The sequence below is a fragment of the Streptomyces sp. NPDC050121 genome (assembly GCF_044460385.1).
Classification (GTDB): Bacteria; Actinomycetota; Actinomycetes; order Streptomycetales; family Streptomycetaceae; genus Streptomyces; species Streptomyces soliscabiei.
Genome location: NZ_JBITJV010000099.1, coordinates 1,298 through 3,578, shown reverse-complemented (window position 1 = coordinate 3,578; position 2,281 = coordinate 1,298). Strand labels below are relative to the sequence as shown.

2 protein-coding genes are annotated in these 2,281 nt (G+C 68.8%); both read left to right on the top strand.

The features are described 5' to 3' along the window. Window positions 1-396 precede the first annotated feature (396 nt). Window positions 397-819: a hypothetical protein gene (locus ACIBTS_RS49205; RefSeq protein ID WP_399328509.1), complete on the top strand. Its 423-nt coding sequence runs from the start codon at window positions 397-399 to the stop codon at window positions 817-819. A gap of 66 nt (window positions 820-885) precedes the next feature. After that, a partial coding sequence (locus ACIBTS_RS49200; RefSeq protein WP_399328507.1) for a DDE-type integrase/transposase/recombinase occupies window positions 886-2,281 on the top strand: 1,396 nt, incomplete at its 3' end.

Here is a 2,281-nt window from a genome sequence, read left to right as displayed (position 1 = left end):
AGCTGTTGAGCGTCTTTCGTTCTGCTGATGTGTGACCTGGGCGCGTCGTTGGCGGTGCCGATCTGCGGTCTGGGGTCCGCGGGGTCTTGTCGTCCTTGGTGAGCGGCGACAGCGTGCACACGTCCGGTCATGAGTGCGGCCCTCCCGCGATCTCTTGGCCGAGTAGTCGGGAGGGCCGCTGTCGCGCGCGGAGGCGCTGTGTTGACGGTAGAGGCTGATCCGGCCCGGGTCGAGAAGCGGTTGGCGGATGGCCAGGTGTGCTGCCCGGGGTGCGGGGGCGAGCTGCGGCCGTGGGGTTGGGCGAGCGAGCGGGTACTGCGTGGTCAGGGCGGTTGTCGGGTGAGGGTGCGGCCGCGCCGTGCGTGGTGTCCGGCCTGCCGGGCCACGCATGTGTTGTTGCCGGTCATCGCCTTGTTGCGGCGGGCGGATGTGGCCGTGGTGATCGGGGCTGCGTTGCTGGCCAAGGCTGCCGGGGCGGGATTTCGGTCTATCGCAGCCGAGCTGGGTCGCCCGGTGGAGACGGTGCGGGGCTGGCTGCGGGCCTTCGCCGGGGCCGCGGAGGCGATCCGGTCCTGGTTCACGGTGGTACTGGCGGCGCTGGATCCGGATCCGCAGGTGCCGGCCGCGACCGGCAGCGCCTTCGCGGATGCGGTCGTGGTGATCCTCGCGGTGACAAACGCGGTCCACAGGCGCTGGTCGTTGATGGACATGGTGTCGCCGTGGCAGGTGGCGTGCACGGTCACCAACGCAGGGTTGATCTTCCCTTCCGGGTGGAGATCATCGATCAACACCAGTCGCCTCTGGGAGCAACTGATGTGACTGGTGAGCCTGGTGGGTGGCCTGCCGAGTGGCTGGCCACGGCCATAGTCCGCCAGGAGGTTGACGATGAGCGATCCCGCTGCCGACTTGCGCACGCGACGCGAACGGGCCCACCAGATAGGGCTGTTCCGCTACGAGATCATCCAGGACGCCCTTGATCAGGCACTGACGGCCAAGCAACGCGGCGCTTTGGTGCGCTCGTTGGCCGAGTGCATATGGACGGCGCCGGACGGGCGGTCGGTCACCGTCTCCCGACACACTCTGGACCGGTGGATCAGGCACTACCGCACCGGCGGCTTTCAGGCCCTGGTGCCCCAGCCACCGAACGTCTCCCCACGCACCGACGTCCAAGTGCTCGAGCTGGCCGCCGCGTTGAAGAAGGAGAACCCGGCTCGCACGGCGGCGCAGGTCGTCCGGATCCTGCGGGCCCAGACCGGCTGGTCACCGTCGGAGCGGACCTTGCAGCGGTACTTCGCCCGCCTGGGGATCGAGCAGGCCGGATCGAGTGCACCGAGAGAGGTCTTCGGCCGGTTCGAGGCATCGCGGCCGAACGAGCTGTGGGTCGGCGACGCCCTGCATGGGCCCGTGGCAGCCGGCCGCAAAACCTATCTTTTCGCCTTCCTGGACGACCATAGCAGAGCGGTGGTCGGGCACCGCTTCGGGTTCAGCGAGGACACCGTGCGCCTCGCCGCCGCGCTGCGTCCGGCGCTGGCCGCCCGCGGCATCCCGCACGGCGTCTACGTCGACAACGGCTCCGCGTTCGTGGACACCTGGCTGCTGCGGGCCTGCGCGACGCTGGGGATCCGGCTGATCCACTCCCGCCCCGGACGTCCGGAAGGCAGAGGGAAGATCGAGCGATTTTTCCGCTCCGTACGCGATCAGTTCCTGGTCGAGACCGGAGTGCTGCTGGAGGCTGTCACCAACCCGCGTGACGCTCTGCAGGTGCTCAACCAGCACTTCGACGCCTGGGTGGCCACCTGCTACCACCGCACCGTCCACTCCGAGACCGGCCAGATGCCCCTGCAGCGGTTCCTGGCCGCGGGCCCTCCCCGTCTGCCGCACCCCGACGCCTTGCGTGAGGCGTTCTTGTGGTCGGAGTTCCGCACCGTGACCAAGACCGCGCTGGTCAGCCTGTACGGCAACACCTACCAGGTCGAACCCGCCCTGGCCGGCCGCAAGGTCGAGCTGGTCTTCGACCCGTTCGACCTCGATGGCATCGAAGTCCGCCACGAGGGACGCGCGTGCGGCACCGCCATCGCGCACACCATTACCCGCCACGCGCACCCAAAGGCCCGTCCCGAACTGCCCCTCGAGCCTCCGCCGGCCACTGGCATCAACTACCTCGGCCTGATCAATCAAGCCCACGACCAGCAGATCGGCACCAGCATCAACTACACCGCCCTCATCAGCACCTCCGGCTCCGAGAGCTCCGAGAGCTCCGAGAGCTCCGAGAGCTCCGAGG